This is a genomic window from Echinicola sp. 20G, assembly GCF_015533855.1.
Lineage (GTDB): Bacteria > Bacteroidota > Bacteroidia > Cytophagales > Cyclobacteriaceae > Echinicola.
In genome coordinates this window covers 5,044,145-5,070,043 of the sequence record NZ_AP024154.1, presented here as the reverse complement: position 1 = coordinate 5,070,043, position 25,899 = coordinate 5,044,145, and the positions used below count along the sequence as shown (strand labels likewise).

The following is a 25,899-nucleotide window of genomic DNA, read 5'->3' as shown; positions in this document are numbered from 1 at the left end:
ATGAATATAGAAAAAGTCATAGGGGTAGACATAGGAGGCTCTCATATCACTGCGGGGTTAGTTGACCTACGTTCCAATGTTTTGGACAAGGATTCATTGGTACGCCGTAAGGTCAATTCTTCAGGGCCATCTGCTGCTATCATTGATGAATGGAAAGAAGGCATAGCCTCAGTTACTCATGGAACTGGGGCAAATATTAAAATTGGAATTGCCATGCCAGGACCATTTGACTATCCTAAGGGAATTTCATGGATTAAAGAGCAGGGCAAATACGATTCATTATATGGGTTGCCTGTCAAGGAACTTTTGGCTAAAGCATTGGCGATGGACTTGGCCGATATCCATTTTGAGAACGACGCTGCCTGTTTTTTACAGGGAGAAGTAGCAGCTGGAGCAGCAAAAGCTGCTGGGAGAGCTATTGGCCTAACTTTGGGAACAGGACTTGGAAGTTCGAGGTATCATGGAGTTTTTGCAGAAGATGCTGCTTTATGGTGCAGTCCTTTTCAGGAAAGTATTGTGGAGGAATATGTGTCAACTAGATGGTTTGTCAATACTTACTATAAGAAGACAGGAAAGCACATCAAGGAAGTGAGAGAGCTTACTTCCAAAGAGGAAAACAAGGAGGTGGCCAAGGAAATTTTCAAGGAGTTTGGTGAAAACTTGGCTTTGTTCCTGAAAAAATTCATACAAAAAGAACATCCAGAAGTTATTGTGTTAGGGGGGAATATTACCAAAGCAGAAGCTTTGTTCGTCCCTGTCATCCAACAAGAACTGGCCAGCTCTGGCTTGAATACTCCAATAAAAATAACAGAGCTTGGTGAACAGGCAGCACTCATTGGTGCAGCTTGTAGCTGGCAGAACAGCCAAAGCACATTTTATTAACCCATAAAAATTATAAAACCTAATTCAATAGACCCATGGCGTCAATTAGTAGTGTAACTCAAGAGACCGGAGATAATGTAGAATTTGACTCTGGCCAAAAATATTTTGGTCCTTTGTTTTTAGTGACCATGCTGTTTTTTATGTGGGGATTTATCACCTGCATGAACGATATCCTTATCCCACACCTTCAGCAAGTATTTACTTTACAAAACTGGCAGGCGATGTTGATACAAACTGCCTTTTTTGGTGCCTACTTTATCATTTCCCTAATCTATTATATTATTTCTATTACCAAAGGTGATCCGATTGGTCGAATAGGTTACAAAAATGGAATTATCTTAGGACTGATCATTTCAGCCGCCGGATGTTTGTTTTTCTATCCAGCAGCAAGCTTTGAGAGTTATGCTTTTTTCCTATTTGCCCTGTTTGTATTGGCATCAGGAATCACCATTCTCCAAATTGCAGCAAATCCATATGTGACCATTTTGGGTAAGCCCTCTGGGGCATCCAGCAGGCTAAACATGACTCAAGCTTTTAACTCTTTGGGAACAACCATTGCACCGATTATAGGGGGATATTTAATATTTGGAGCGATAGGAGATTTGGATATTTCAGCTGATGCGGTGAAAATGCCTTATATAGCTTTGGCGCTGACATTGTTGTTTATCGCCTTGATTTTTAAGCTGTTTAAATTACCTGAGGTCAATGCCCAAGGCGTAATTGTATCGGATAGCGGAGCATTAAAGCATCGTCATTTGTTTTTGGGGATCATTGCTATTTTTGCCTATGTGGGCGGTGAGGTGACCATTGGAAGTAACCTGATCAATTTTGCAAGATTACCTGAAATAGCAGGATTGGATGAAGCGGAAGCCAGTCATTATTTGGCCTTGTTTTGGGGAGGGGCTATGGTCGGAAGGTTCTTTGGAGCTGTAGCGTTAGCCGATTTTAAGAACAACCTAAATCGCTTTTTGATCATTGGAGGAGTAGCCCTTTTGGCCTTTGTGACCATTATCAATGTATATGATCAGGAGATGGCTTTGTACGCTTTGGCATTTATTGGGCTTAATATTTTGGTTATCATCATTGGTAGATTTATTCCAAACCGTACGCTTTGGTTATTTGGATTGAGTGTTTTGGCACTCTTGGCTGTTGGGCTTGTTGCGAAAGGTCAGCTGGCACTTTGGTCCATTGTAGCAGTAGGATTGTTTAACTCCATCATGTTTCCAACCATCTTTTCTTTAGCCATCAAAGGTTTGGGGAAATATACAGCCCAAGCTTCATCGCTATTGGTAATGGCCATTGTGGGAGGAGCCGTAGTGACACCGATTCAAGGCCTAGTAGCTGATTTGTCAGGAAGTGTACAGCTTTCATTTTTGGTCCCTATGATTTGTTATGTATATATCGTCTTTTATGGCTTTAATGGATACAAACCCAAGCATTCTTAATTTATGAAAAAAGTTCTCTCGACCTGTTTGATGGGGATAATGGTTTTACCAGGATTTGCCCAAGAACTGGACTTGACAAAATATGTTGATCCCATGATTGGTACGGCCAAGATGGGGCATACTTACCCCGGGGCTACTGTGCCTTTTGGAAGTGTTCAGCTAAGCCCTGACACGGATACTATTTCCTATGAAGTGAATGGTAGGTACAATGGAGAAGTTTATCGCTATTGTGCAGGTTACCAATATGACGACCCTACCATTGTTGGGTTCAGCCATACGCATTTTAGTGGTACAGGACATTCCGATTTGGGAGACTTTTTGATAATGCCTACCAATGGTCCACTGCAACTTAATCCGGGGACAGCTTCTGCTCCAGAGACTGGTTATCGTTCAAGGTTTTCCCATGAAAAGGAAAACGCTTCTCCAGCCTATTATCAAGTGGAGCTTGAAGATCATGGCATCAATGCCGAGTTGACAGCAACCAGTCGTGTAGGGGTTCATCGGTATACCTATTCCGAAGGTAAAGATGCTCATATAATTTTGGACCTAATGTCTGGTATCTACAACTATGAAGAGAAAAATGTCTGGACTTTTCTTAGGGTAGAAAATGATACTTTGGTAACGGGTTACCGGGAAACAACAGGCTGGGCAAGAACTAGAAAAGTGTTTTTTGCCTTGGCTTTTGACAGGCCGATAAAAGAGTATGGAAATAAAAAACATGATCAAAAGCAGGCATACAGAGGTTTTTGGGGACGTTTCAATGAAGCTAAAAACTTTCCAGAAGTTGCTGGTAGGCAAATTAGAGCTTACTTTGATTTTGATCTAAAGGATGGGGAGTCATTGGTGGTGAAATTGGCCTTGTCACCAGTTAGCACTGCAGGAGCGATCAAGAATATGCAGGAAGAAACTCCAGGCTGGGACTTTGATGAAATCCATCAGCAGGGAGTTGATCTTTGGAATAAAGAACTGAGCAAAGTAAAGGTAGAAACCATCAATGAGGCGGATAAGGTTAACTTTTACACAGCGATGTACCATGCTTTTTTAGGGCCTACACAGTATATGGATGTGGATGGAGCTTATCGTGGGTTGGATATGAATGTGCATCAAGCGGATAACTTTGTGAATTATACGAGTTTTTCTTTATGGGATACCTATCGCGCACTTCACCCACTTTTCAATGTGCTCCAACCTGCCAGAAATAGAGATATGATTCAATCCATGTTGGCACATTTTGATCAAAGTGTACATCCCATGCTGCCCATTTGGTCACATTATGCCAATGAGAACTGGTGCATGATCGGCTACCATAGTGCTTCGGTGATTGCGGACGCAGTGGTCAAAGGCAATGATGATTTTGATCTAAAGCATGCTTTGGATGCAGCTGTTCAAACTGCAGAAACTACTTATTTTGATGGAATAGGGGCTTATATGGAAAAAGGTTATGTGCCGGAAGACCTTAGTGGTGCTTCAGTATCCAAGACGCTAGAGTATGCTTATGATGATTGGGCCATTGCGCAGATGGCTAAGAAAATGGGAGAAGAGGAAATTGCAGAGAAGTTTAGCCAAAGAGCGGAAAATTACAAAAATGTATTTGATATGAAGTCTGGGTTTATGCGTCCAAAACTACAAGATGGTAGTTGGAAAAAGGGATTTGATCCATTGGATACGCATGGCCAAGGGTTTATCGAGGGGAATGCCTGGAACTATAGCCTTTATGTTCCCCATGCTCCTAAAACGATGATTGATATGATGGGTGGGCAGCAACAGTTTACTGAGCATTTAGACTCCTTGTTTACCATGGATCTTCCCGATAAGTATTTTGCCAATACGGAAGATATTTCCCGAGAGGGAATCATTGGAAATTATGTGCATGGCAATGAGCCGTCCCATCATGTAGTTTATCTTTACAATTGGACCAAACAAGCATGGAAATCACAGGATAAGATCAGAATGATCTTGCGTACCATGTATCAAAATGGTGAAGATGGCCTCGGGGGCAATGATGATTTTGGTCAAATGAGTGCTTGGTATATTTTCAGTGCTTTGGGTTTTTACCCAGTAGCACCGGGATCAGTCGATTATGCTTTAGGTAGTCCTTTAGTAGAGGAGGCTACTATTAATTTAGAGAATGGAAATACTTTCACCGTTGAAGTCAATAATCAATCAGATAAAAACGTTTATGTGGATAAGGTATTGTTAAATGGAAAAGTGTTGGAAAAACCTTTTATTCAACACCAAGATATTATGGCGGGAGGGACATTGAGTTTTTATATGAGATCAAAACCGAATAAAAAGATTTTTTCCAAGGATTAATCTATTTCTATTTATAATTTTAAGTGACAATCTATTAACCTAAGAAAGACATGAAGATAGAGAAAAGTGCTTCTAAGGAAGAAATTTTTAAGCAGATCAAGGACTGGTTGGACTTTAATGATTACAAAGTAGCCGCAGAGGATCGAGAAAGACCTTGGGGAGGTTTTTTTGTGATTGATGAAAGCCAAATTAGCAAATTCAGATCTCAGTTTTTTGCAAGTGTTGAGTTTTCCGAAGCTCAACTTCAGCAAAAGTTAAGTCCTAAGATTTTGATAGTTGGCCCTGAAAAAAGACTTTCATGGCAATATCACCACCGAAGAGCCGAGATTTGGAAATTAGTAGGTGGAGAAGGTGGCATCATTACTAGCCCTACCGACGAAGAAGGTGATTTGGATCCGTTAGTACTTGGTGAAGTAGTGGAGCTTGCCAAAGGAGAAAGACATCGTCTAGTAGGAATGGACAATTGGGGAGTGGTTGCTGAAATTTGGATGCACACAGATCCCGAAAACCCTTCCAATGAAGATGATATCGTCCGTGTCCAGGATGATTTCCAAAGGAAATAAATTCAAAAAAAATCCCTTCCAAATTCAATCTGGAAGGGATTTTTTTATTTAGCAGATAGGGATTTCGAACTATTGATTTGTTTTATTATGTAATTGGCAATTTTTTCTCCTTGCTTGATACCTTCTTCAATGGCATCCCTATAATGAATGCCTCCATAAAGTCTGGAGATAGCAGCCTCTTCTGAAGCTTGTAAGAATGAAGTGAATTTTCTTGGAGGCAAGCCAAAGTACTCTTCAGAAGTATCGGTATAGCTGAAATGATCTCCAAAATAGCTGGTCAACAAGACGGCGCTGGTTCTTGAAATTACACTGTGTCCGCTGGTATATTCAGGAAATGGTGGAGTCTGTAAAATAGGCCGCCATTTTTGATCTACATATCGGTTGATCACAGTTTCAGGCCTAATCCTGTCACTATCATATTTTTCCTCCCAACAGCTGATAAAGGCATCGTGAAGTCCGGTAGCCACCAAAGTATGTACTTCCACCACCTCATCAAAGGAGATTCCGGACTTTTTACAAGCGATCCCGGTGATGTTGATCCAGTGGCCGCCAGGACTGATTTTCTTTAGTCCAATGGCCATGTGGCCGGAATACGAAACCATAAAAGGGTTACAGTCCCAAAAGTTGGCAATCAGTCTTTTTTCTGTGTTCAAGACTTTGGTGGTGTCATAGACCTCTTTGGTCAATTTGTAGAAAGAACTTGTACTGTCCATGGAAAATGGAACAGGGCTTAAGGGTTTGAACTGTTTTAAGTCCTTGATGTAAAACGTTCGGATTGTTCTCCACTCTGGATCAATTGCTCCTAGGTAAGCTGGTGGGGTAGGGTACCAAGTTCCTGGTTCATTGGCAGGAGCATAGCGAGGTAAAGCACTCAGTTTTCCATAACCGTCAGATTTGCCAAAGGCCAATACTTGTTTGGATACACTGTCGGCAAATGTTATGCTGTTTTGCAAGACTTTTTTACTGATCCAATTATTGCTTCTATACTTTTTGATAAGGGTTTCTTGGGCGGAGGAAAGTTGCTTTCCTGATGGCATAATTCCTTTACCAACTCCTAACATACTGTAAATAGCAGTAAAAGTACTGTCGATTTTACCTGTGTCAGGATATTTAATGGTCAGGTTTTGGTTTAATGCAGATATGAGGGATCCTTTTATTCGTTGTGGTTTATTTAAAACAGCATAGGCACCTAAGTTGCTGTAAGCATAAAACCGAGAAGCTCCAGTCGGAGGAGTAACGTCAGAAACCATGATTTTTGTGATTTCAAACAAATTATCTACATAGAGATTGACCTTTTGTTCATTACTTTGTCCATATGCAAGAGGGCAAGAAAGGAAAAAGATAAGGATACTCAAATTCAGAAAGGTGCAATGCTTTCCGTCAAAATGGTAATGGTACTTCATGGATAATTAATTTTTTGATAAGCTACTACACCTTGATTATTGATACCAAAGAAGAGATATTTATGATTGGCCAGTTGCATAGGTTGGATGGATTTGATGTCTCCTTTTATGGCCAGTCCTGATTTTTTTTGTGGAAGATAGGAAAACTCTCCTTTTCCATTTCCAAGGAATACTTGGCCAAAGTTGGCATCCATCACTCCAATCCTTAAGCGGGTATAGTTTTGGTTTCCACCCAAAATAAAGTCCAATTCTCCATCTTCATCATAGTCCATTACCTGTATGCTGTATACAGGTGCAAATTGTGCTTCAATAGGTAGGTTGTGGATTTTGATGCTGTTTCCAGTATTTTCAAAATAGAGGGTTTTCAGTTCATCCGCTTGAAGTTTATTGGCAGACTGAAGTTGGTTTTTACTGAGAACGTCTTCTATTTTTGCTTGGGAGTAGCTTTCGTAATTGGTGAACTTGCTACGCATCCCGTACATTTGATCCAAAAGTTCGTCCCTGCTTGCAAAGGGATAAGCTTCCCCTTGTACGTACCTAACCATGATAGGGTCCACCGATCCATTGTCATCAAAATCACCATAATACAATGTCATTGGTTGATCTTTACTGGCTTGGAGTTGAGAGTTTAAGCCATAATTTCCGGCGATCAAGTCCATGTCTCCATCTTTGTCAAAATCACCTTTGGCCAGACTGCTCCACAAACCATGAGGCGAATCAGGTAAGTAGGTTGTGGTTTCATTGGAAAAACTCTTTCCTGACTGATTGATATATACTTGTACAGGAAGGCATTCTCCCACTATTACCAGGTCTTCAAATCCATCCTTATTCAAGTCCAGCCACTCAGCATCCGTAACCATTCCCAGGTCACCTAACTCAGGAAGGAGACTTGAACTTACATTGCTAAAAGTACCCTTTCCATCGTTTAACAAAAGATAGCTTTCTGGTGCTTGGGGATAGTAGCCAGGGACAATTCTTCCTCCTACGAATAAATCCGGGAAACCATCTTTGTTGATGTCTGTTTTCCTGACCACCGAGCTGCTGGTAAGCATTTTAGGTAAAGCTTCATTATCTCGAATGAACTTACCTGAACCATCATTTATATAAAGCCGGTCTTGCAAGGCCTCATCTTGGGAAGTATAATTATGAAAACCGCCACTTGCTACATATAAATCCGGGTTGCCATCACCATTGGCATCAAGAAAAAGCGCATCTGCATCTGTAAACTCTTCTTCCAATACAATGGCTCTTGTTCCCACCAGTTGACCCTCATCATTAGTCATGTACATTTGACCAGGGTTGCCCCTAGTACCACCAATAAAAAGCAACTGTGTGTTTTCACTGACTGTAGTTGTTGCCATCACCGGGCCAATATAACTGGGCATTTCAATCAATAGGGGTTGTCTTTTGAAATCATTAAACCCAGACTCTTTGTGTTTGTAGGGAATGGGAGAGGTGACTTCCGAGTAATAGCTATCAAAAAACTTTTGTCCACTTTCTTCCGATGTGCTTCTTGCATTTTTTTCTTCAAGACTAATCAGTTGGTCGGCTTTGACTTGCTTAACTGTTTCTGTTTTGCCAGAAGGCCATTTGATTTTTACAGAATCTATTTGACTTATGGGGCCTAGCCCAAAATGCAATTTAAAGCTTACAGAAGACTGAAAACCCCTGGTTGGCATTTGTTCTAAAGTCTGCACTTTATTGTCTGCATAAATGCTTACTTGACTTCCTATTCCTTGGGTATTCTTGCCTTCGCCTTTAAGGGCAACTTCCAAGAAGTGGTTGTTCTCTGGTGATTTGGGTTTGTTTCTATAAATGGAAGCATATTCATTGATATTGCTAACTACCAAATCTAGATAGCCGTCATTGTCCAAATCTGCATAAGCAGCCCCATTGGAAAAACCAGGCTCATCCAGCCCCCAGATTTTGGAGGCATTGGTGAAAGTAAGGTCTCCATTATTTTTATAGGCGTAATTGGGGATAGGGGTAGAGGTCATGGAAGTAACCAATGCTAAGGTATCTGCTTGTTCGTGATTGATGGCCTTTTGGAAGTAATAATCACCTTTATATTTTAAGAAATCTCTATTTGTGTAGTCTCTGTAATAGCCATTGGTGATAAAGAGATCTTTGAATCCATCATTGTCAATGTCCAAAAATAATGAAGACCAGCTCCAGTCTGTATTTGAAATTCCGGCTAATTGACCGATTTCACTGAAGGTACTGTTCCCATTGTTGATGTGCAGCATGTTTCTCATGTTTTGATGGTAAAATCCCTGCATGACCATCAAGGCATATTGTTCATAGTTCTCTGGTCCATATAGAAGCTTTTGGCGTTTGTTGTCTTCTGGAAGCATGTCTAAAGTAAAGATATCCTTCATGCCGTCATTATTGATGTCGGCAATATCCAGACCCATTGAAAAATGACTGATATGTTGCAGTTGTTCCGCTAGCTTTTCCGTAAAAGTGCCATCTTGATTATTAATATAGAGGTAGTCTTGTTCGATGTAGTCATTTGAAACATAGAGGTCCAGCCAACCATCTTCATTGATGTCAGAAGCGACAATACCCAAGCCAAAGCCAAGGGCGTTGCCAATTATTCCGGCCTCGTCGCTAATATCGACAAAATGTCCATTGTCATTTCTGAATAGTTTATCACCCGCTCTGGGGTGCCTTACACTTTTTACCTCGTCAAATTCCAATTCATGGATCACCTCAACATGGTGGTTGAGCAAATACATGTCGAGGTCACCATCCTTATCAAAGTCAAAAAAAAGTGATTGGGTACTATTAGATGGATCTGCCAATCCATATTCATGAGCTTTTTCTGAAAAGGTTAAGTCTCCATTATTGATGTATAGTTCATTTTTGCGGCTATCATCATCTCCATCTCCTGAGAAGCAAACATAGATATCCAGTAGTTCATCTCCATTGACATCTACCATGGATACCCCTGTGGTCCAACTGTTTTTGCCAAGCACTCCCGCTTTTTTACTAATATCTTTGAATTTGAAATTCCCTTCATTAAGATAAAGACGGTTTTCGGTCATATTACCTGTGAAGAAAATATCATCTAATCCATCATTATTGATATCGCCGATAGCTACTCCACCCCCATTATAAAAGTATTCGTACGTTAAAATGTTATGTTTTTCGTCTTCTGATAATTTGTTTTTAAAAGTTATTCCTGAACTTATGGGTTTGATTTTTTCAAAAGAGATTGCATCAGACTCCTGTTTAAAGTCGGAGGATACCAAAAAAGGTATCAAAAGGGCGGAAGTAACGAGGAAGACTTTTTGGGTTACTCTACTATAAAATATATTTGCAAGCATTTTTATATTAGGTATTGATTAATTGGTATGGGTAATCAATACTTAATATAGAAGGATAATTTTTGAATAGCAAAGGAAGGGAAATGTAAAAAATGTAAAGGGAATTCCCCTGATGAATTCATCAGGGGAGAATTATTTTGCCAAATTTTCTACTGGTGTTCTTTGTTCTTCTACTAATGCTGCAGCGCCCATTATCGCAGAATCTTCCAGTACAGAGGTATATATAGAAAGATTATCACTTATAGCAGAATAAGGGAAAGTTTTGACGGTTTCAAGCATACTTTTGGAAAAATATGGAAATGCCTTTCTGATGGATCCTCCAATTACAATAGCCTCAGGTGCATATGTAAATAAAATATACTTGATCAAATTTCCGATATGTTTACCATATTCTTCAAAAAGGGCCAATGCTTCCTGATCTCCTTCAGCTGCTTTATGGGATAGTTTTTTTGCTGTCGTGTGGTGTAATATTCTAAAGAATTTACTGCTGCAATAGTTTTCAAAATTACTATCGCAATAGGGCACTCCTCCCCATTCACCTGCTCCACAAATGTAACCAGGATAAAGATCACCATTGGTGATAATGCCTGTCCCAATGCCAGTCCCCAAGGTGATTCCTACTACATGATTATGCTTTGATGATCCACCGTATTTAAACTCGCCCAAAGCAAAGCAATTGGCGTCATTATTAATAAAAACAGGTTTATTTAATTTTTCTTCCAAATAATCCTTAAGAGCTACTTTGGTAAAAGCAGGAATGTTTTCAAGATTATATACAATTCCTTTATTGGAGTCTACCAAACCGGGTATGCCTATGCCAATCCCATCAATATCGTAGGAAAAATAGGAGCTTATAAACTCGGCAATTGTAGATAAAATAACTTCTTGTGGAGCGTGGGAAGGTGTAGGTATTTCTTTTCTATCTACTAATTCTCCATCTTTCATTATACCGGCATTAATTGAGGTTCCCCCAATATCCAGTCCCAGAATAAGCCGATTTTTTTTCATAAATATTTGTTTATAAAGTCAAAGAAATCCGAAAGCAAAGCGCCTTCGGATTTCTAAAAACTACCAGGCGTAAGATTACAGCACGAATTAGATCATTCCTTCGATGGACTTCTCTAGTTCTCTCGCGTGAGCGATAAACTCCTCAACATTCATGTCTTTGAAGAAAATTAATCCATGGCTGGCTCTTACTTTGGCCATATCGTGTTGGTAGAAATAATCTTTACCTAATAATAACTGTACGTCGTTCAATTGGTTCACCCAAGTTCGCTTGGCAATGGTACTGAATTTACCATTATGAGCGTAACTAGGGAAGGAAGCATTTACCTGGCTTAAGTAGCAATTGGTGAATGAGTCTTCCATAACAGAAAGGTCACCTAATGAAACAGGAACAATCACATTGGACTCTGCTGCATCAAATTTGAACCAAACGTTTCTGTAACCAATGATGCGTAACTCGCTGAGGTCTTTTTCTTTGCTCCACTCTTTCACAGCAGCGGCAGTAGCTTGAAGTACTTTATAGTGAGTGTCAGGGCCACTACCTTCTGGATCAAGTGTTAAGCTGATTTTGGTAGGGTTGACTTTTCTGAATAAATCTACGATAGGTTCTACATCACGTTGCTTTTCAGGTTGTTCTGTAAAGATGTCACCGGTATAGAACCCTAGTCTCAAGTGGTGTACGTTTTTCACTTTTACACCAAAGTGAGCCCAAACCAATTCCTCTTCAAACTCACGGATCATACCTTTGAGTTTCTGGATTTTTGGTGGGTTTTTCTCGCCGTCATAAGAGTTTTTCAAGATGCTTAGTACATCATTGATGGTTTCTCTCAGTTTTTCTTTGTTAGGAACATCAAATACCTCAACAATTGCCCTAACCACTCTGTGGCACAGTCCTCTTTGTTGTTGCTCAGGATCTTCCGAAGCTACGTTTGTGAGGTAGTGATAAACGTCTTTATCAGTTTTTAGCTTATAACCTGCTTCAAAGAAATCTTCGTAATTAACCATTTGGATTTCATTATCATCCATTAGTTTCTTCGTGTGAAGAAGAGTGTCAATTACAAAGGTGTTGGTTACGGCGGTAAAGCCTGAAGTCAATACAGAGAAGTGGGCCTCGTTTGAGTTTTCACTTAGCTGATTGGTAATGTGAGGCAAAATACCTAATGAAATATCATCATGGTGAGGACCTGTGTGCAAGAGTACCTCATCCTTTTCTTTGGCAATGCCATTGTTTAGCTTTGCGATGGTACTTTCGATTACTGAATTTACAGTATTCTCAGAAAGCCCCGGGATCAAAGAGGTATATGGATCGGCTTTAAGATCATCCAGCTTAAGTCTGCTGGCATATTTCCCTAACTTTTTACAAAGCTCCAATACCGATCTTTCAGTTTTTTCTTGTGTCCATTCACCAGTCTTGTAATAAGAATTGACTGTATCGGTCAATTTTGAAGCTGCTCCTTTGGTCAAGTAGAAACGGCCGTTTTTTAATTTCTGAAGAACAGTTCCTGGGAATACGTTATCCAATGGAGTTTCCAATGAATCTTTTACGATCTGTGCTTTTGCTTCACCAGCAGCGATAATAATACCTACTGCTTCTGGGTTGTACACGATGGTGTCCAAACCGATGGTGATTACCAGCCTGTTGGCGGAAACTTCAATACCTCCCAAGTCACCAGCTGCCACAGCTTGGGTCTCAAAGTTGGTTTCAGTAAGTCTTGTAGTAGAGAAAATATCAGATCCTCTAGTGTTGAAAGCAATATGGCCGTCAGGTCCTATACCTCCCAAGAAGAACCCGATCCCGCCTTTTTCGCGGATTTTTGCTTCATACTCACCGCACCATTTATCAATAAGGAAGATTGACTCTTGTTGTAGCTTTTCAAGCTTATTGGTGGCTTCTCTGAATCTTAATGAAAGATCTACTTTATAATCAGGGAATATTTCTGTGAAATGTTTGCCCTCAGCAAGAGGAATTTCATCAGAGTTGATCAATAATGCTTTTTCTGGATCCAATCCGAAGCCATCAATGTAAAATTTATTTACATAATGATAAAAGCTGTTTTTCTGCGAAGATTTGATGGGGTAAAATTCATCAATCTGCACAAAATGTAATCCGTTAAGTACAGGCTTTTTGGTATTGGTCAAACCGTACTGGTCACGGATAGCTTTGCCTTTTTTACTATCCCAATTTTCAAGTAAGAATTGGGTCCATTTGATGAAAAATTCCGGGGTTTTGCCTGTTGGCAAGCTGATAACACCGTCAGGGTTATTGGATGCCCACTCCAAGAATCTACATGCTGTCATTAGTCCTAACTTAGGGAAATTGTCCACAGTTAGGTAAGGAATCAAAGTGTTGATTTCTTTAACACCTGATTCTTTTAAGAAACATTCTTCTACTTCCGATAAAGGATAGTTACTAAGCATATTTAGAATTGTTTTTATGTTAATGCTTTTTAAAATGACCTTTGAGCATGTTTTGATTGGAGATGTTCTCAGGTCAGTTTATAATGTCTTCAAATATATTTTCAATTACCACAGCTACTCCACCAAGAAGCCCAACTTCCTTACCCAATTTGTACAGGGCAAGTTCTGACTTTTCCCTTGACTTGGCCATGCTGAATATGTTCAGGGCCTGCTGGATAGGAGTGATCAAATATTGCTGTGCCTCTGCTACTGAGCCACCCACGATGATTAAATCCGGGTTCAATAGCTGGATCAATATGGAAATCCCTCTACCCAGATCAAGTCCAACATCAGAAAGGATGGTGATCGCTCTTTGGTCTCCTGCGAGAGCAGCATCTACGATCAAGGAAGGTTCAATGCCTTCTCCTCTTTCTTTGGCTAATCTGCTCAAGATAGAATCGCTATCTTTTTCTATTGCTTCCTCGGCCATCCTTACCATTGCTGTTCCTGAGGCCACTGCTTCCAAACAGCCTTTTTTGCCACATGTACAAGAGATTTCCCTGGATTCAAAGATAGGAGAGTGGCTAAATTCTCCAGCGAAGCCAGCGCCACCACGGTAAAGCTTACCGTCAATGATGATTCCCAGACCAATTCCCCAGCCAACAAAAATGCCCAAGACATTATTGAATTTTTGTCCTTGGCTGAATTTGAACTCTGCCAAAGTCATGGCACGGGCATCGTTTTCTATAAATACTTTCTTCTTGAATCTGGCTTCAAAATTTTCCACCAAGGTTTTCTTGCCAAACTTCAAGTAGGTATGATTGACTCCATTTACAGAATCAACTAAGCCCGGCATAGAGATACCAATAGCAATGATCTTGTCATCAGCAATACCTGATTTCTTCATGAAAGTTTCCATGAAGTCGCAAATTTTGTCAAAAGTTGCTTTGTCGTTATTTAAAGTAATCTTAAATGTTCCCGTTTCGGTAACAGCCTTATTGGAACTATCGTAGATTGCAGCTCTTATCATGAATTTGCTGACATCCAGTGACAGTACATAAAAAGAATCCTGTGCAAGCCTGTACAAATCCGGCTTTCTTCCGCCTTGAGATTCGGCCCTGCCTTGTTTGATCAGTTTCCCCCCTTTGATAAGGTCTGTCAAAAGTGAGTTAACAGTTGGCAAACTGATACCTACCTCATTACAAATTTCACTGGCTGTATTGCTACCGTTTGTGTAGAGGTTTTTGATGATTTTAATTTTGTTGAGATAGTTTTTGATCTCAACAACACCTTCTTTTTCGTCAAGGCTTTTTTTCGGATCTATTAAATTCATTTTCGTTTGATTTATTAGGGTATTCAAATAAACAAAATATACCTTAAATTAAAAAACACTTTTATAAAAAAATTAAAAAAGATTTATCCATTTAAAGCAAAATATTATTGGTTGAACCTGGCTTGTATATATTAAATACAAATAAATAACCTCGATGCGGGAGTAATTTTAAAGATTTAAAGAAAAAGAAGCTTAAAATGGATGTTGAAACGGTAATTTTTTAAAAAAAAGTACTGAATAGCACTGAAAAGTTGTTTTGTTGGTTTTTCTTATTGTTGTTAAATAAATAGCTTGTATAAAGAAAATAGCACCAAATTATTTTGGTGCTATTAGTGTCAGTTCAGTCAAAAGTTTGAAATGGTAGTATTGGCTCTGGCATTTTGTCCGGAACGATTTCATCATCCTTAAAAGTAATGATCTCACTTAACTTCCCAGATCTGGAGTAATAACTCCACCTTCCTTCTTTTTCGCCTTCATCCATTTGCCCTTTGGAAGCAATTTTTCCATTGTCATGGTAATATACCCATTGGCCGTGGGCCTTTCCGAAGTGGTAATTGCCCTCAGATTCTTTTTTTCCATTTACATAATAAGTGATTCTTGATCCTTCTCCATCTTTTAATGTGCCTTTATCCAGTGTGTCAACACCATCGAAAGAGTGGTAATCACTTACGTTCATTAATCGGCCATTGCTCCAATGCTCTTCCTGAGTAAGCTTTTTGTTGTCATAAAAAAGTCCCCAAGTTCCGTCTTCAAAACCATAGAAGTAACTACCGACTGATTTTAACTGTCCTCCATCATAGTAATAGAACCATTGGCCATGTTCTGACCCCAATTCATATTCTCCTTCTGCGATCAAGATTCCAATCTTATTGAAGTATTTCCAAAGGCCCGATTTCACACCGTTTTTATACTCTCCGATGGAGTAAAGTTGACCGTCCGTATAGTAACTTTTCCAAAGTCCAGCTTTGGTGCCATTCAAGTACTGTCCTTCAACCGACACGGTGCCATCAGCATGGTTTTCTATATAGTCTCCCACAGGTACGCCCAATTCATAGGTTTTTCTTTTAGATAGAGTTTTGTCGGGGTAAAACTCTTCCCATGTGCCTACTGGAATATCATTTTCATACCTCTCAATACGGGCCACTCTGCGATTTTCGTAGTAGTACTTCCATGTTCCTGATTTACTACCATTTTCGTCATATTCCTTTTCGGAGGCGATGATTTTGGTATCAGGAAAATAAGAGATCCATTTTCCAGTTTTTTTTCCTTTTTTGTATTCGCCCGTTTGTTCTACTCTGTTCGAATAGGAGTATCTGACAAAGTTTCCATCCGGCTGTCCATCTACATAATTTACTTCCACTAGGAGTTGTCCTTCAAAAGAGTACTCTAAATAAGCACCATCCAAATTACCCAAGTTATATGAGCTTTTGATTGCCAATTGCCCGTTTTCATAATAGGAAAGCCATTCTCCATCTACTTTTCCGTCCTTGAACTGCCCTTCTCTTTTAAGGACTCTCCTGGAAGGGTGTCCTGGATAATATTCTTTATAGTCACCGACAGCTACACTATCTTTGTAAACAGCTTCAACTAATAGTGTTCCATCAGTTCCATATTCATTTAAGGAACCAGTAAGTTTGTTTTCTTTGTAATCAGCAACGATGTGGGCTTGGCCGTTGCTGTGATAAGTGATCCATTTACCGTCTTTTTTGCTATCGTTAAGATAACCCTCCTCCAGTAATTTATCAGTTTTGGGATTGGTGAGCCTCCATAACCCGTTCATTTTACCTTGAACCACAACACCAGTTCCCATGATAGTAGAGTCAGCATTATATATTTTGACAGTTTTGCCTTGGGCAGATGCAAAAGTGGTGCTTGTGACAAAGCAAAATAATAGAAAAAGGTACTTCATGGGGTATATATGATTTCTTTTAAATGATATACGAGATGTTAACGTTTCCGTCTTCTTCTTGTTTCTAAATTAGGACTTATTATTAAAAAATCACTCAATGAAATGGAAGTTCTTTAAGCTATTCCATTCTTTGAGTAAGACAGCACTGAGTTGTTTCAGGTCGGGTTTATAATCTATTTTTTTAATGAACTGTAAGTGTTTCATTTTGCTCAAATGGGAAGGAAGGGCCTTGTAATCGAGGTCATTAGTTAGTCTTTTAGACTTTACGATACCTTTATAATCCCAAGGGGAGCCTGTTTGACAAATTTGATAATTTCCTTGAATATAGTTATCATAAACCCTTGAGCTAGGAATGTTTTTAGCTCCGAAATATACCAGAACATAAAGTCCATGCCCCCACCAGTTTAAAAACCGGATATTAAAACCTTCTTCCTTGTGAAAGTTTCTAACAAGGTCCAAAACCTGATAAGGGCAATGCTCTAGCTCATTGCCCTTACTTATTTTAGTGCCTATTTGGTGCTTATCAAAAGCAGTTAGCTCACTTTCTGTAATTTGATTGGCCAATTGGGAAAATAAGTTAACAAACTGATTTTTCAATTGGTGGATTTCCAGAAAAATCGATTCATCATTAAGTATTTTCAAATTGATATTTCCTTCATTCATAAATTACCAATTCAAAAGTGCGGAGCCCCATGCAAAGCCGCTTCCGAATGCTGCTAAACACACTAAGTCACCTTCTTTGATTTTTCCTTGTTCCCAAGCTTCACTTAGGGCGAGAGGGATTGTAGCAGCGGTGGTGTTGCCATAATGCATGATATTGTTGAATACTTTTTCTTCAGGCAACTCAAATTTTTGTTGAATATATTGACTGATTCTTAAGTTGGCCTGATGTGGTACCAAGAGGTCAATATCATCTTTGGTTTTATCGTTGGCAGAAAGCGCTTCCTGGATTACTTCTTGAAACCTGACTACAGCATGCTTGAAAACTACATTGCCGTTCATTTGCATTCTAAAACTCGGTTCATCAATGATTTCACTGGAGAGTCTTACTTCACGACTACTGCCAGGGTCTTTCAGGTAAAGCTCTTCTGCAAAATCACCATCAGCATGAAGATGGGTAGATAAAATCCCAGAACTTTCACTTTCAGTTGCTGAAATGACTGCAGCGCCAGCACCATCGGCAAAAATGACAGCATTTGACCTGCCAGCAGTGCTTTTGTCCAGTGCTGAAGATTGGATTTCAGCACCAATCAGCAATATGTTTTTGTACATACCGGTTTTTATAAACTGGTCCGCAATGGATAGGCCATATATAAAACCAGAGCAAGCATTTCTTATGTCTAGTGCTCCTATACCTTGTAATCCTAATTCCCGCTGTAAAAGCACACCATTTCCTGGGGCAAAATAGTCTGGTGTACTGGTGGCGAAGATAATAAAGTCAATTTCTTTCATCGCTATTCCAGCACGTTCAACGGCCATTTTAGAGGCCTTGGCAGACATGTTGGCAACGGTGTCAACGCCAGGAGTAAACCATCTCCTTTCTTTGATTCCTGTTCGCTCTACGATCCATTGGTCACTCGTGTCCATCATTTGGATCAGGTCCTCGTTAGTGACAATGTTTTCCGGAACGTAATGTCCCACTCCGGTTATTCTGGATTTTTTCATGGGGTATTTATTCAAATATTCAGGTACTGATTGGTCTTGTATCAAGCAAAAAGCTTGCTACAGCAAATATGCACCATCTTTATTTAAATTACACGGATTAGGCTTTTTATCCCCTTTTATCCAAACAGAGTATAATTGCCAAATTGATCCATTGGCCCTGTTCTTTTAATAAGGAATTCAGCGTCTACGCTGATTTGGTTGACCATAGGGGATACAGGGTAAGAGATCATTTCCTCAGTTGGGAAAGGTTGGAGCAAAGCGGTCAACTGCTCTTCTTGGCTGAATTTGTCCAACCATATTTTTTCTTGCTCCCTTCTGAAGATGACAGGCATGCGATCACTGACATCCTTGTTCATTTCATTTGCTTCTGCAGTGATGATCTGAAAAGTATGGTTAATATCCCCTTTGTCGTTTTCATACTCTTCCCAGATACCGGCAAAGCTGAAAATTTCGGAGTCTGGTAGGGTAAACCGATGAGGGATTTTAGTTTTTTTCCCCACTTTTTTCCACCCAAAATAGCCATCTGCCGGTATAATGCACCTTCTCCTCTTAAAAGCATTCTTTGAAGAGGCTTTTAAATGGACAGTTTCTGCTTTGGTATTGATAAACTTAAGGGCGACAGGTTTGTTCTTGGAAAACTCAGGTGTGACACCCCAATAGAAATGGGAAAAGCCCTTAGGGCTGTTTAAGGTGATGATGGGGACCAACTGAGTAGGGGCAATATTGTACCTGGTCTGAAAATCTTCCAGCATTTCGGCTTCAAACCTTGATTCCAGTTCCTGTTTCGTTTTTCCTAAAGAGTATCTTTCGCACATGAGCTTAGTGAATAAGTTCATGTAAATTAATCATCGGATTCGATAAATTCAAATGCTCTTTTTTCTGACCAATAGATTTCATTCCTTCGTCGAGGGCTAAATCCTACATGTCCTCCGATATCCGGAAACTCCATATAGATGTTTCTTAGGGATTCACCCAAGGCAGAAGGGAAGCATTCAGGACTCAGGAAAGGATCATTTTTGGCATTGAGTATTAAAGTAGGGGTTTGAATACCTTCCAAAAAGAACAAAGACGAACATTTGTCATAATAATGATTTGCATCTCTGAAGCCATGCATGGGGCCAGTGTATTGATTATCAAACTCTTTTAGTGTTTTTATTTTGTCAAGTCCTTCAGTTTGGATAATGTTAGGGAAAAGTGCCGCTTTCTTTTTGACTTTTTCCTTAAGTGTTTTCAAAAAACGCCTTGAATAAATGATGTTCTCACCAGTAGAAATCTTTATACAGCTGCTTTTCAGGTGCAAAGGAACAGAAATAGCTACTGCCTTTTTGATTTTGGCATTTGTTTCAAATTGCTCGCCTAAGTATTTTAAGGTAAGGTTACCCCCGAGGCTGAAGCCTATTAAATAAATTTCATCATAATCATTTTCCACATATTTAATGACTTCATTTAAGTCATAAGTTGCACCGGAATGATAGAAAAATGGTTGCTTGTTTAGTTCCCCACTACAGCCCCTGAAATTCCAAGTTAGGATATCATATCCTTTTTGAAAAAAATATTGAGCCATTCCGCACATGTAAGGACGTCTACTGTCACCCTCCAGTCCATGGCTGATAATTACAATTTTTTTCCGGCCTCCTTTTAGCCAATCGAGGTCCAGAAAATCATTGTCTTCTGTCTTAATCCTTTCTCTCTCAAAGGGTAAGGATAGAGGTTTTCTGAAAAGTCCTGGAACAATAGTTTGTAAATGGCCATTAAATAATATGGGAGGTCCCGCGTATGAGGTGTTTTTGATCAAAGGCATTTTTGAAACAATCGAAACGTTTTCATGATTTCTTGACATGAAATTACCATTATTAAATTTGAATAAAGATATTTTAAGAACTATTTTTGACTTGCGTAAAATTGAATAGGATATAAAAACTTATGGCCGAAGTAATAAGAATGCCCAAAATGAGCGACACCATGGAAGAAGGGGTGATCGCAGCTTGGTTGAAGAAAGTTGGAGACGAAGTAAAAGCCGGAGATATACTCGCGGAAGTAGAAACCGACAAAGCTACTATGGAGCTAGAGTCTTATGATGAGGGGGTATTGTTGCACATTGGTGTGGAAGAAAAAGATGCGGTTCCTGTAAATGGAGTGATCGCAATCATCGGGGAGAAAGGCGAAAATATTGACGACCTTTTGAACGATGTTGATGGAGGAGGAGCACCAGCTACTGAATCAAGTAAGGAAGAACCAAAAGAAGATAAAGCTGAAAGCACCTCCAGTGCTCCAGCAGAAGAAATAGATACATCTGATGTAAATGCTACTTTGATCACCATGCCTAAAATGAGTGATACCATGCAGGAAGGAACCATTGCTTCCTGGTTGAAAAAGGTAGGTGATGAAGTAAAGTCTGGTGATATTTTGGCTGAGGTGGAAACCGATAAGGCTACTATGGAGCTAGAGTCTTATGAAGATGGTGTTTTATTGCATATTGGTGTAGAAGAAGGAGATAGTGTGGAAATTGATGGTGTCATTGCCGTTATTGGTGAGAAAGATGCTGATTTTGAAAAACTATTGAAAGCACACCAGCAACAATCTGCACCTGCTCAAGAAAAGCCAGCTGCCAAGGAGGAAAAGAAAGAAGCGCCAAAGGCAGAAACCAAGTCTGAAGCGAAGAAAGAAGCTCCCAAGGCTGCTGCTACAAGCAATACATCTTCTGAAAATGGAAGAGTAAAAGCATCTCCTTTGGCAAAGAAAATGGCTGAAGAAAAAGGTGTTGATATTTCATTGGTGCCAGGTTCTGGTGAGGGTGGAAGAATCATCAAAAGGGATGTGGAAAGCTTTGATCCTGCATCTGTTCAAACTGCTCAGGCTGCTGCACCTGCGGCAAGTGCTCCAGCATTTGGTCAGGAGTCTTACCGCGAGGAGAAAGTTTCTCAAATGAGAAAAACCATTGCCAAGAGATTGGCGGAGAGTAAGTTCTCTGCTCCGCATTTCTACTTGACCATGGAAATTAACATGGACAAAGCCATTGAAGCACGTAAGAGCATGAATGAAATCGCACCAGTGAAGATTTCATTCAACGATATGGTCATCAAAGCCACTGCCGCGGCACTTCGTCAGCATCCTAAGGTGAATTCAAGCTGGTTGGGCGATAAGATCAGGTACAATGACCATGTCCACATTGGAATGGCTGTAGCGGTTGAGGAAGGTCTATTGGTACCTGTAATCAGATTTGCAGACGGCAAGACACTTTCTCAAATTTCCCAAGAAGCCAAAAGCCTAGGTGGAAAAGCCAAAAACAAAGAATTACAGCCTAAAGATTGGGAAGGAAATACCTTCACTATCTCCAACCTTGGTATGTTCGGTATCGAAGAGTTTACTGCTATCGTAAATCCACCAGATGCTTGTATCCTTGCTGTAGGAGGTATTAAGGAAACCGTGGTGGTGAAAAACGGACAAATGCAGGTTGGAAACGTAATGAAGGTAACTTTGTCATGTGATCACAGAGTGGTGGATGGTGCAGTAGGATCAGCCTTCCTTAAAACCCTAAAAGGTCTATTGGAGGATCCAGTTAGAATTCTTATCTAAGAAAACTGCTGTAAATAATTTACAGCTAAATAATATGTCAAAAAGTCCTGTTTGGTGTTTTCCTGACAGGACTTTTTCTTTTAGTATAGTTTTTGCCAATTAGCATATCAAACATTTTAAATACTATGGAGAAATTGAGATCAACCACGGTTGTGGCGATAAAACATAATGGAGAAGTAGTCATTGGTGCAGATGGACAGGCTACCTTAGGCAATACTGTTGCTAAGAGCAGTGTCAAGAAAATTCGAGTACTCCAAGGAGGAAAAATCGTCACCGGTTTTGCGGGATCCACCGCTGATGCTTTTACACTTTTAGAAAAGTTTGAAGAAAAATTGGGGGCTTTTGGAAATAATATGAAAAGAGCTGCTGTTGAACTTGCCAAGGAGTGGCGGACAGACAGAATGCTGAGCAAGTTGGAAGCTATGATGATTGTGGCAGATGCAGAAGATGTGCTAATCATTTCCGGTACGGGAGATGTGATCGAGCCAGATGAAGCCATTGCTACTATTGGGTCCGGGAGCATGTATGCGCAGTCTGCAGCACGAGCATTAAAGAAGTTTGCCCCTCAATTGTCAGCTGAAGAAATGGTCAAAGAGAGCTTGAATATTGCAGCTGACATTTGTATTTATACCAATCATAATTTGGTGATAGAAAAAGTGAAGTAAATACAGATTTTTGGACAAGTATTCTAAAGGGCACCTGGTTGAGATCAAGTGCCTTTTTTAGCTGACTTTTTGGGTAAGCCAATGAATTAAAATGTTGGCAATGGCAATTTTGTCCATTGGTTTTGGAGTATAATCATCTAATCCAGAGTCCAAACACTTCTGCCTTTCGTTGTTGAGAATCCCCGCAGTCAAAGCAATAATGGGAGTATGCCTATCTGTGTTTTCATATTCCCTGATCGCTTCCGTGGCTTCGTATCCATTCAAACCTGGCATTTGAATATCCATAAAAATCAAGTCTATGTCGTTTTCCTTAAAGATCTTGATAGCTTGTTTTCCGTTTTTGGCTTCCAAGATATTTACTTTTGGTATGAGAGAAGTCAATAGCTTTTTGGTAAGGATCATGTTTACCTGATTGTCCTCGGCCACCATTATAGTAGGACTGATTTGCTTAAGTTCTTCCAGGTTAGTGTTTTGGTTGTTATGTTGGGCAGTTTCCTCACCAGAGGAATTATTCATCAATTTATTGATAATAAGAGCTAGATCCGGACGTTTCACTGGTTTAATGAGGTAAGCATCTAAATAAGAAGGGATCTTTAAATCCTGAACAAACGCATTGTGCATTAAGACTGTTTTAGTTGATGCTGGTATGAGGTCATGTTGCTCCTTCAGTTTTTTGATGAGGTTAGCCCCGTCAATATTATAGAGCCTTTGACTAACCAAAATTAATCCAAATTTTTGTCCACCTTTCAACAGTTCTAAAGCTTCACTTTCGCTAACCGCGTGTTCATAATTGGCCTCCATGTTGTGGAGTAATTTCTGGATTACATTTGCATGGCTTTGATTGTCCTCAATGATGAGAACATCAAGGTCATTGGCGATAATACTATCTCCGTTTTCATTCTTTTCCTTTAAAACGGTTAAATCAAGATCAAACCAAAAATTACTGCCCTTATCAATCTCACTTTGTAGGTGGATTTCACTATCCATCATTTCTAGTAGCTTTTTTGAGATGGCAAGTCCAAGACCTGTTCCTCCGAATTTACGGGCTGTTGATGAGTCTTCTTGTGTGAATGCTTGGAATATTTTTCGCTGATTTTTACGATTAATTCCAGTGCCTGTATCCCTTACAGAAAACCTGATGTTGGCGTTGCCTTCAGCTTCTGAATCTAATCGAAGTATTTTTAGTTCTATTTCACCGTTGGTGGTAAACTTGACAGCATTGCTTAGCAGGTTGATCAAGATTTGCTTGATTCTAATTTGGTCAGCCAGTACCAAGTGGGGAATACTTTCATCAATATCTAATATTAGTTCAAGGTTCTTTTTATGCGCTTGAAAAGCTACTAAATTGATGGTCTCAATACCCATTTCATAGATATTGGTTGTAGTAGTTTCGATCTCTAATTTCCCTGCTTCAATTTTAGAGAAATCTAAAATGTCATTAACAATTTCCATTAATGATTTAGCAGATTGATTGATTAAGGTGATATACTGTTTTTGGCTGTTATCCAGTGGGGTTGAGGTAAGCAAGTCCGAAAAACCTATCACGCCATTGAGAGGGGTTCTGATCTCATGGCTCATGCTTGAAATGAAATCAGATTTTGCTTGATTGGCAGATTCTGCCTGTTGTTTTGCCTTTCTGATTCTGTAGGTGCTAAATAAAATGATGGTCACCAGAATGATCATCAATATAAATCCGGCCAAGAAAATGTTTCGACGGAAAATTTGTTGCTCAAGTTTTTCATTAATCAACTTCTCATTCAGTGCCATTTCAGTATTGATAGCATCTAGTCTCTGATCAAAATCAAACTTTGCCTCTAGTCTGCCCATATTTTGGGAACTGACCTGATTGTGAAGACTGTCTTGGAGCGCAGCATATTTCTTTTGATAATTCAGGGCTAGCTTCCAGTTTCTAAGATGTTCATAATATGACGAATACATCCTATTGATTTCAATCAAATGCTCTTTATAATTATTGGATACGCTTATTTTATTGCCCTTATCCAGGTATAATTTGGCTTTGAAAAAATCACCCTGTTCCATATATATATTGGAAATTCTGATGATACAACTTACCAATGTGCTGTAATATTTTTCTTGACTCAGGATATCATATGAATTATGGTAAGTCGCAAGGGCTGACGTGGTGTCTCCTTTGGCAGCTTGGATATCTCCTAAAGTCCTTAGAGCAAAAGACTCTAAAAAGTCATTTCGTTGTTTAGATAAAAAAGGAGTTATTAACTTTTCAGCTTCATCGTAACTTCCGATTTGACAAAGAAGGAATGCAATATTATTGAGAGCTCTTCCTGTTAGTATTCTATCATTTAATGGGAGGCTTTTTTCATATGCTTTTCGGAAGTATTCCAAAGCTACATCCATTTGTCCTGTAGCTTCAGTATAAATGGCTCCAATATTAAAAAAAGACCTGACCGTTAACCTTGGGTTGTTGAGAGGGATAATACTTTGATGACCTTTGAAGGCATAATCAATCGCTTTGGTGTAGTCATTCATCCTGTAATAGATCCATCCCAAATTGATCATGCTTTCAGCCTCACCAAGGGTATAGTTCTCTTTTTTGGCGAGCTCTAATGCCTCTAGGGAATTAAAAAGTGCATCTTGAATGTTTTTTTCAATATTGATTTCTGCCCAATTGTTTAGGCTATCAATTTTGCCTTCCACAGAAAGGGAGGCTTGCGGAGAACTCACCTGCAAAGAGCTGCCAAAACTATTTTGTAAGCAAATAATGAATGCAAATATAAAAATCAGGTTTTTCATTAAAGCTATCTTCAGATTTATGATCCAAGTGTGTGGAGGAAATAGGAAGTCAAAACTGGATCATTTAATTTTTGTGTCATACACTTGAACTTTTTCCCATTTACCTTCATGGGCAGCAATAAAAGCTTTGTGGTCTTCATGCAATTGGTAGTGGTTATGGTCTTCTAATGAATCAAAATATACGGTAAGGGAAACCTGAAAAGAATGGTCCACTACATCTCTCCTTTCTGTTACGGCTGGAGTACCGATGTATGCTTTTTTTATACTGTCAATTTTAACTAGCTTTTCACATCCTTCAATAAAGCCTTTCAGGTCTTTCTTTGGGTTTTTTAACCAGAAATATACTTGGTGAATTAATACTGATTTTGCAGGATGGGCACTAACTTTTTTGGAAGCGAAAAGCCCCGTTCCTAGGATCAAAAGGCCGTTAATAAATTTCCTTCTAGTTTTCATAGTTAACAGATCTTGTTTAATATTGATTAGCTAAACATGGATATGAGTAGTTATCGAAAAGCTGTGTTATGAATTAAAATATAGTGTGTACGAAAGTACAACTTTAATGTATAAGTTACAATGGGTTGAGTTTTGTAAATACAGCTTGATTAGTTAAATGTAAATAAAATAAATGGCTAAAAATAATAT

18 protein-coding genes are annotated in these 25,899 nt (G+C 39.4%); 6 read left to right on the top strand and 12 right to left on the bottom strand.

What is annotated here, in order from left to right:
- The 4 genes from JL001_RS20440 to JL001_RS20425 are packed head-to-tail and all read left to right on the top strand — an operon-like array spanning nucleotide 1 to nucleotide 5,203.
- Entirely contained in the window at nucleotides 1–882 is an 882-nt protein-coding gene (locus JL001_RS20440) for an ROK family protein (protein ID WP_200979476.1), read from the top strand.
- Nucleotides 883–917: 35 nt separating this feature from the next.
- Nucleotides 918–2,327 carry a sugar MFS transporter gene (locus tag JL001_RS20435; RefSeq protein WP_200979474.1) on the top strand — a complete coding sequence of 470 codons (1,410 nt, stop codon included), beginning with the start codon at nucleotides 918–920 and terminating at the stop codon, nucleotides 2,325–2,327.
- Between the two features lie 3 nt (nucleotides 2,328–2,330).
- On the top strand, nucleotides 2,331–4,640 hold the full coding sequence (locus JL001_RS20430; RefSeq protein ID WP_200979472.1) for a GH92 family glycosyl hydrolase: 2,310 nt from the start codon (nucleotides 2,331–2,333) through the stop codon (nucleotides 4,638–4,640).
- A gap of 50 nt (nucleotides 4,641–4,690) precedes the next feature.
- On the top strand, nucleotides 4,691–5,203 hold the full coding sequence (locus tag JL001_RS20425; protein ID WP_200979470.1) for a phosphoheptose isomerase: 513 nt from the start codon (nucleotides 4,691–4,693) through the stop codon (nucleotides 5,201–5,203).
- A gap of 44 nt (nucleotides 5,204–5,247) precedes the next feature.
- On the opposite strand, the gene JL001_RS20420 is transcribed toward JL001_RS20425, so the two are convergent.
- From JL001_RS20420 to JL001_RS20375, 10 genes are all read right to left on the bottom strand, one after another.
- Entirely contained in the window at nucleotides 5,248–6,606 is a 1,359-nt protein-coding gene (locus tag JL001_RS20420; protein WP_200979468.1) for a vanadium-dependent haloperoxidase, read from the bottom strand.
- Nucleotides 6,603–9,935, bottom strand: coding sequence for a VCBS repeat-containing protein (locus JL001_RS20415; RefSeq protein ID WP_200979466.1), 3,333 nt, complete (start codon nucleotides 9,933–9,935; stop codon nucleotides 6,603–6,605). The genes JL001_RS20420 and JL001_RS20415 overlap by 4 nt, the downstream gene beginning before the upstream one ends.
- Nucleotides 9,936–10,067: 132 nt before the next feature.
- Nucleotides 10,068–10,943, bottom strand: a complete 876-nt coding sequence (locus JL001_RS20410; protein ID WP_200979464.1) for an ROK family protein — start codon at nucleotides 10,941–10,943, stop codon at nucleotides 10,068–10,070.
- 87 nt (nucleotides 10,944–11,030) lie between these two features.
- Entirely contained in the window at nucleotides 11,031–13,358 is a 2,328-nt protein-coding gene (locus JL001_RS20405) for a PIG-L family deacetylase (RefSeq protein WP_200979462.1), read from the bottom strand.
- A gap of 73 nt (nucleotides 13,359–13,431) precedes the next feature.
- Nucleotides 13,432–14,670, bottom strand: a complete 1,239-nt coding sequence (locus tag JL001_RS20400) for an ROK family transcriptional regulator (RefSeq protein WP_200979460.1) — start codon at nucleotides 14,668–14,670, stop codon at nucleotides 13,432–13,434.
- 340 nt (nucleotides 14,671–15,010) lie between these two features.
- Nucleotides 15,011–16,579 (bottom strand): toxin-antitoxin system YwqK family antitoxin, encoded by a 1,569-nt coding sequence (locus JL001_RS20395; RefSeq protein ID WP_200979459.1) that lies wholly within the window; start codon nucleotides 16,577–16,579, stop codon nucleotides 15,011–15,013.
- A gap of 90 nt (nucleotides 16,580–16,669) precedes the next feature.
- Entirely contained in the window at nucleotides 16,670–17,242 is a 573-nt protein-coding gene (locus tag JL001_RS20390; protein WP_200979457.1) for a hypothetical protein, read from the bottom strand.
- Nucleotides 17,243–17,245: 3 nt separating this feature from the next.
- Nucleotides 17,246–18,244 carry a 3-oxoacyl-ACP synthase III family protein gene (locus JL001_RS20385; protein WP_200979456.1) on the bottom strand — a complete coding sequence of 333 codons (999 nt, stop codon included), beginning with the start codon at nucleotides 18,242–18,244 and terminating at the stop codon, nucleotides 17,246–17,248.
- Nucleotides 18,245–18,360: 116 nt separating this feature from the next.
- Nucleotides 18,361–19,059 (bottom strand): SOS response-associated peptidase, encoded by a 699-nt coding sequence (locus JL001_RS20380; protein ID WP_200979455.1) that lies wholly within the window; start codon nucleotides 19,057–19,059, stop codon nucleotides 18,361–18,363.
- Nucleotides 19,060–19,085: 26 nt separating this feature from the next.
- Nucleotides 19,086–20,045 carry a YheT family hydrolase gene (locus JL001_RS20375; RefSeq protein ID WP_200980577.1) on the bottom strand — a complete coding sequence of 320 codons (960 nt, stop codon included), beginning with the start codon at nucleotides 20,043–20,045 and terminating at the stop codon, nucleotides 19,086–19,088.
- Nucleotides 20,046–20,167: 122 nt separating this feature from the next.
- Here JL001_RS20375 and JL001_RS20370 point away from each other — a divergent pair, with 122 nt between their 5' ends.
- Both JL001_RS20370 and hslV read left to right on the top strand, forming a co-directional pair.
- Nucleotides 20,168–21,820, top strand: coding sequence for a pyruvate dehydrogenase complex dihydrolipoamide acetyltransferase (locus JL001_RS20370; RefSeq protein WP_200979454.1), 1,653 nt, complete (start codon nucleotides 20,168–20,170; stop codon nucleotides 21,818–21,820).
- Nucleotides 21,821–21,945: 125 nt separating this feature from the next.
- Nucleotides 21,946–22,485, top strand: a complete 540-nt coding sequence (gene hslV / locus JL001_RS20365; protein ID WP_200979453.1) for an ATP-dependent protease subunit HslV — start codon at nucleotides 21,946–21,948, stop codon at nucleotides 22,483–22,485.
- 57 nt (nucleotides 22,486–22,542) lie between these two features.
- Here hslV and JL001_RS20360 read toward each other — a convergent pair whose 3' ends face one another.
- The gene (locus JL001_RS20360; RefSeq protein WP_200979452.1) at nucleotides 22,543–25,257 is read right to left on the bottom strand and encodes a response regulator; all 2,715 of its coding nucleotides are present in this window, start codon (nucleotides 25,255–25,257) and stop codon (nucleotides 22,543–22,545) included.
- 60 nt (nucleotides 25,258–25,317) lie between these two features.
- Nucleotides 25,318–25,710, bottom strand: a complete 393-nt coding sequence (locus JL001_RS20355) for a Dabb family protein (RefSeq protein ID WP_200979451.1) — start codon at nucleotides 25,708–25,710, stop codon at nucleotides 25,318–25,320.
- Nucleotides 25,711–25,899: the final 189 nt, after the last annotated feature.

What these genes read in the sequence shown, in the direction of transcription:
- JL001_RS20400 (WP_200979460.1), bottom strand. Translation starts at nt 14,670, where the DNA reads ATGAATTTAATAGATCCGAAAAAAAGCCTTGACGAAAAAGAAGGTGTT.
- JL001_RS20370 (WP_200979454.1), top strand. Translation starts at nt 20,168, where the DNA reads ATGGCCGAAGTAATAAGAATGCCCAAAATGAGCGACACCATGGAAGAA.
- hslV (WP_200979453.1), top strand. Translation starts at nt 21,946, where the DNA reads ATGGAGAAATTGAGATCAACCACGGTTGTGGCGATAAAACATAATGGA.
- JL001_RS20415 (WP_200979466.1), bottom strand. Translation starts at nt 9,935, where the DNA reads ATGCTTGCAAATATATTTTATAGTAGAGTAACCCAAAAAGTCTTCCTC.
- JL001_RS20425 (WP_200979470.1), top strand. Translation starts at nt 4,691, where the DNA reads ATGAAGATAGAGAAAAGTGCTTCTAAGGAAGAAATTTTTAAGCAGATC.
- JL001_RS20430 (WP_200979472.1), top strand. Translation starts at nt 2,331, where the DNA reads ATGAAAAAAGTTCTCTCGACCTGTTTGATGGGGATAATGGTTTTACCA.
- JL001_RS20420 (WP_200979468.1), bottom strand. Translation starts at nt 6,606, where the DNA reads ATGAAGTACCATTACCATTTTGACGGAAAGCATTGCACCTTTCTGAAT.
- JL001_RS20390 (WP_200979457.1), bottom strand. Translation starts at nt 17,242, where the DNA reads ATGAATGAAGGAAATATCAATTTGAAAATACTTAATGATGAATCGATT.
- JL001_RS20440 (WP_200979476.1), top strand. Translation starts at nt 1, where the DNA reads ATGAATATAGAAAAAGTCATAGGGGTAGACATAGGAGGCTCTCATATC.
- JL001_RS20380 (WP_200979455.1), bottom strand. Translation starts at nt 19,059, where the DNA reads ATGTGCGAAAGATACTCTTTAGGAAAAACGAAACAGGAACTGGAATCA.
- JL001_RS20405 (WP_200979462.1), bottom strand. Translation starts at nt 13,358, where the DNA reads ATGCTTAGTAACTATCCTTTATCGGAAGTAGAAGAATGTTTCTTAAAA.
- JL001_RS20375 (WP_200980577.1), bottom strand. Translation starts at nt 20,045, where the DNA reads ATGCCTTTGATCAAAAACACCTCATACGCGGGACCTCCCATATTATTT.
- JL001_RS20410 (WP_200979464.1), bottom strand. Translation starts at nt 10,943, where the DNA reads ATGAAAAAAAATCGGCTTATTCTGGGACTGGATATTGGGGGAACCTCA.
- JL001_RS20355 (WP_200979451.1), bottom strand. Translation starts at nt 25,710, where the DNA reads ATGAAAACTAGAAGGAAATTTATTAACGGCCTTTTGATCCTAGGAACG.
- JL001_RS20385 (WP_200979456.1), bottom strand. Translation starts at nt 18,244, where the DNA reads ATGAAAAAATCCAGAATAACCGGAGTGGGACATTACGTTCCGGAAAAC.
- JL001_RS20435 (WP_200979474.1), top strand. Translation starts at nt 918, where the DNA reads ATGGCGTCAATTAGTAGTGTAACTCAAGAGACCGGAGATAATGTAGAA.
- JL001_RS20395 (WP_200979459.1), bottom strand. Translation starts at nt 16,579, where the DNA reads ATGAAGTACCTTTTTCTATTATTTTGCTTTGTCACAAGCACCACTTTT.
- JL001_RS20360 (WP_200979452.1), bottom strand. Translation starts at nt 25,257, where the DNA reads ATGAAAAACCTGATTTTTATATTTGCATTCATTATTTGCTTACAAAAT.